The 4,791-nt window shown below is 71.7% G+C and carries 4 protein-coding genes; all 4 read left to right on the top strand.

The genetic code is table 11. The annotated features are described in order from the left end of the window. On the top strand, positions 1-1,903 hold a 1,903-nt coding region (locus D7X32_RS43245), incomplete at its 5' end, for a tetratricopeptide repeat protein (RefSeq protein ID WP_120608316.1). A gap of 203 nt (positions 1,904-2,106) precedes the next feature. Then, positions 2,107-2,991: a heme o synthase gene (gene cyoE / locus D7X32_RS43240; protein WP_120608315.1), complete on the top strand. Its 885-nt coding sequence runs from the start codon at positions 2,107-2,109 to the stop codon at positions 2,989-2,991. Between the two features lie 43 nt (positions 2,992-3,034). Further along, the gene (locus tag D7X32_RS43235) at positions 3,035-4,024 is read left to right on the top strand and encodes an ABC transporter ATP-binding protein (protein WP_120608314.1); all 990 of its coding nucleotides are present in this window, start codon (positions 3,035-3,037) and stop codon (positions 4,022-4,024) included. Beyond that, positions 4,021-4,791: ABC transporter permease (locus D7X32_RS43230; protein ID WP_120608313.1), on the top strand; the 771-nt coding region annotated here is incomplete at its 3' end. The genes D7X32_RS43235 and D7X32_RS43230, both read left to right, overlap by 4 nt.

Below are 4,791 nucleotides of genomic sequence, written 5' to 3'. Positions count from 1 at the left end.
CCCGGTGCTCGCGCCCGTGGCCGCGCCGCCCCCGGCCGCCGCTGAAGCGCCCGCCGCGGCGAACGTCCCCGTGACCGCCCCGCCCGCCGCCGAGCAGCCGGCGGGCGCACCCGTGGGCCGCATCAATGCCCCGTCGCAGCAGGCCGCCCGCACGGCGCGTCCCCCGGATGCCGGCGCGCGCCCCGCCCAGCGCCGTCCGCAGGTGGTGGTGGAAGAGGTCGAGGACGACGACGACGAGCCGTCGCCGCGCGGCAAGAGCGCGTCCAAGGGCAAGGGCAGCAAGATGCTGTCGCTGGTCCTGCTCATCCTCATCCCGCTGTTCGCGGGCGGATACGGCTTCTACTCGGCGCAGGCCAAGAAGCGGGGCCGCGAGCTCAAGAAGAACCTGGACGCCGCCACCGAGCAGCTCAAGCACGACTCGTTCGACAGCTACAAGAAGGCGTGCGCGGCGGCGGACCTGGCGCTGGAGGTGGACCAGGACTCCACCGCGGCCCACGGCTACCTCGCGTACGCGTACGCCATCCGCTGGGGTGAGCACGGCGGCGGTGACGACGCGCGCCGGCAGGCCGAGGAGCACCTGGCGGCGGCCCAGAAGGGCAAGGAGCTGTCCAGCCACCTCATCGCCGCGCAGGCGTTGATCAAGACCTACAGCGGTGACGGCAAGGGCGCGCTGGCCTCGCTGGAGACGCAGGTCAAGGCGCTCAACGACCAGAACAAGGCGTCCTCGCTCCTGTACCTGACGCTGGGCCTCATCCAGATGAACGCGGGTGACCTGGAGCGCGCGCGCGACAGCCTGGAGCGCGCGCAGGCGCTGGCGCCGGATGATCCGCGCGTCTACGCGGGCCTGGGCGCGGTGTACCGCCGGCTGGGCCAGGACAACACCGCCTGGAAGAACTACGACTTCGCCCTTCGCTACGAGAAGGACCACCCGGAGTCGCTGCTGGGCCGCTCGCTGCTGATGCTGGAGCAGGACGCGCCGAACTACGCGGTGGCCAGCCGGGATATCAAGAAGCTGCTGGAGGCGGAGCCGCCGCCCAGCCCGCGCCAGCTCGCCGCCGCGCAGCTCGCGCGCTCGCTGCTCATCGCCCGCGTGGCGCTGGCCATGCCCACGCTCAAGCCGGACCAGCAGCAGCTGCTGACCGAGGCCACGGGCGTGCCGGCGGATCCCGCCAAGGCGAAGCAGGAGGTCACGAAGGCGGAGGAGACCGGCTTCGCGCTCGACAAGCAGAACCCGGAGCTGAACCTCATCAAGGGCCGCCGCCTGCTGGCGGAGGGCAACTTCGACGCGGCCGCGGAGGAGATCCGCAAGGCCATCCGCGTGGACGGCAGCCGTGCTCAGTTCCACGTCGAGCTGGCCAAGGCCCTCATGGGCAAGCCGGGCGGTGAGAAGGAGGCCTCCGAGGCGCTCGTCACCGCGCTCAAGACGATGGGCGACAGCCCCAAGCTGGTGGTGATGCTGGGCAACGCCTACCGCCGCCAGAACAAGCTGGATGACGCGCTCGCGCAGTACCAGCGCGCGGTGAAGGACCCCAAGGCGAAGAACCCGGAGGCCCGGCTCGCCATGGGCGCCATCTACCGGGAGCGCTCGGAGTGGGACAAGGCGAAGGAGCAGCTGGAGAAGGCCAGCCAGGAGTTCTTCGGCCAGCCGGACCGCGTCGCCACGGCGCTCACGGAGCTGGGCCGCGTCTACCAGGGCAAGGGCGACGCCGCGAAGGCGGACGAGTCCTACCAGCGCGCGCTGTCCTCCGACGAGAACTACTCGCCGGTGTACTACTTCTACGCGTCGCTGCTCTCCAAGGACCCCAAGCAGTCGGGCAAGGTCAAGACGCTGGCGGCGGAGTACGTGCGGCGCGAGCCCAAGGGCGAGTACCTCGCCGACGCGCAGCGGCTCGCGGGGAACTGACGCTTTCCGCTGTCCCCCAAGCGCCGCGACGCCCCTCTCCGGGCCTCGCGGCGCTTCGTTTTTGAAGGGGGGCGACAAGGCAGGCTGATGTGGCGGGGCGCCGGAGCCTTGCCACCCCTGCCGGGTGACGGTATGGGAGGGTCCACCCCACCACCCCCTGACCGGTAGCGACCGCGGCCCAGGGGCCTCCTGCTGGAGTCCGCTTGAGCGCGCGTGCCTTGTCCCAGTCTTCCACCGCGTCCGACCTGATCTCCCTCACCAAGCCGAGGCTGTCTTCGCTGGTGCTCATCACCGCGGCGGGCGGCATGTTCCTGGCTCCGGGGCACTTCACGCCGGTGCGGGCGCTGGTGACGCTCCTGGCGACGGCGGGGACGGTGGGCGCGGCGAACGCGTTCAACTGCTACCTGGAGCGCCACAGCGACCAGTTCATGGCGCGCACGCGCAACCGGCCGCTGCCCGCCGGGCGCATGGACCCGAACACGGCGCTGTGGTTCGGCCTGTCCCTGGCGGCGGTGTCGCTGCCCGCGCTGGTGATGGGCGCCAACCTGCTCACCGGCGTGCTGGGGCTCATCGCGCTGCTCAGCTACGTGCTGGCCTACACGCCGCTCAAGGCCCGCACGTCCGCGGCCATGCTGGTGGGCGCGATTCCGGGCGCGCTGCCGCCGCTGATGGGCTGGACGGCGGTGACGGACCAGATGGACGCGGGCGGTTTCGCCCTGTTCGCCATCATGTTCCTCTGGCAGATGCCGCACTTCATCGCCATCGCGCTGTTCCGCAAGGACGAGTACGCCGCCGCGGGCCTCAAGTCCGTGCCGCTGGAGCGCGGGGACGAGTCCAGCCGCGCGCAGGTGGTGCTCTACCTGGTGGCGCTGGTGCCCATGACGCTCTTGCCGTTCCAGCTGCACATCGCCGGGACGTGGTACCTGGCGGCGGCGGTGGTGCTGGGGCTGGGCTTCCTCGGCCTGGGAGCGTGGGGCTTCTTCAAGCACCTGGGAAAGCCCTGGGCGCGCCAGACGTTCTTGTACTCGCTCGTGTATCTCACCGGCCTGTTCGCCGTGATGGCGCTGGACCGCATCCCCCGCGGCTAGCGCCCTTTGCGCGCGGCGTCCCGGCGCGAGGTCGCCTTTTCACATGCCTGACACCTCCGTTCCGACCCCGCCTCCGCCGCTCCTCCGCATCGAGGGGCTCACGCGCCGCTTCGGCGGGCGCACCGCCGTGGACGGGCTGTCGCTGTCCGTGCAGCCGGGCGAAATCCTGGGCCTGCTGGGACCCAACGGCGCTGGCAAGTCCACGACCTTCCAGCTGCTCGCGGGCCTGCTGTCACCGGACGCGGGGCAGGTGCACTTCGCCGGCAGGGTGCTGTCCCTGAGCGACCCCGCGCTGCGGCGTCAGATGGGGATCATCTTCCAGAAGAGCAGCCTGGACGACCTGCTGACGGCCCGGGAGAACCTGCTGCTGGGCGCGCGGCTGTACGGCCTCACGGGCGCGGACGCGAAGGCGCGCGTGGAGACGATGCTGTCGCTCATCGGCCTTCAGGACCGGGGCGATGAGAAGGTGGGCACCTGGTCGGGCGGCATGCGCCGGCGGCTGGAGCTGGCGCGGGCCCTGGTGCACCAGCCGCGCGTGGTGCTGATGGATGAGCCCACGCAGGGCCTGGACGAGGCGGCCTTCCGCACGTTCTGGACGCACCTCAAGCGGCTGCGCGACGCGCAGGGCGTCACCGTGCTGCTCACCACGCACCGCGCGGACGAAGCGGAAGGGTGCGACCGGCTGGCGGTGCTGGATGCCGGGAAGCTGGTGGCGTGCGACACGCCCCGGGCGCTCGCGTCGCGGATGGGCGGCGACATCCTGACGCTGGAGGGCCCGGAGCCGGAGGCGCTGGCCGCGCAGGTGACGGAGCGGCTGGGGCTCGAGGCGAAGGTGGTGGACGGGCGGGTGCAGGTGGAGGCTTCGCAGGGACATGCGCTGGTGCCGCGGCTGGTGGAGGCCTTCCCCTCGGGACGGTTCGCCTCCGTGTCGCTGCGCCGGCCCACGCTGGCGGACGTGTTCCTCCAGCTCACCGGGAAGGCCCTGGGGGCGGATGCTCCCTCGCCCACGCCCGCGCCGAGGAAACGCCGATGAGCGCCGACATCCCCGTTCCGTCCTCCTCCGTGGAGGCCCCCGTCGACGCGCCCGTTGCTCCGGTCCAGCGCCGGGAGCCGGGGACGCTGGCGCTGCAGTGGGCCACCGTATGGGTGCTGCTCTCGCGCGACGTGGTGCGCTTCTTCCGGCAGCCCAGCCGGGTGGTGGGCGCGCTGGCGCAGCCCATCCTGTTCTGGTTCGTCATCGGCTCCGGCTTCGCGGGTTCGTTCCGGGTGGAGGGCGCGCAGGGGCTGGGCTACCAGCAGTTCTTCTTCCCGGGGGTCGTCACCATGGTGGTGCTCTTCAGCGCCATCTTCGCGACCATCACCGTCATCGAGGACCGCAAGGAGGGCTTCCTCCAGGCGGTGCTGGCGGGGCCGGGATCGCGGCTGGCGGTGGTGCTGGGCAAGGCGCTGGGGTCGTCCTCCATCGCGCTGATGCAAGCGTCGCTGTTCCTGCTCTTCGCGCCGCTGGCGGGCGTGGACGTGAAGGCGGTGGACTACCCGCTGCTCGCGGCGGTGATGGTGCTGTCGGCGCTGGCGCTCACCGGCATGGGCATGGCGCTCGCGTGGTGGGTGAAGTCGAGCGCGGGCTACCACGCGGTGATGAGCCTGGTGATGCTGCCCATGTGGGTGCTCTCCGGGGCCATGTTCCCGGTGAAGGGCGCGGGGCCGGTGCTGTCGTGGGTGATGACGCTCAACCCGATGCGCTTCTCCGTGGAGGGCGTGCGCCGCGCGCTGTACGGGGCGCAGGCGTCGGTGGTGGTG

Origin of the sequence: Corallococcus carmarthensis, from assembly GCF_003611695.1 — a bacterium.
GTDB classification, from domain to species: Bacteria; Myxococcota; Myxococcia; order Myxococcales; family Myxococcaceae; genus Corallococcus; species Corallococcus carmarthensis.
This window is presented reverse-complemented; position numbering and strand designations above follow the sequence as displayed.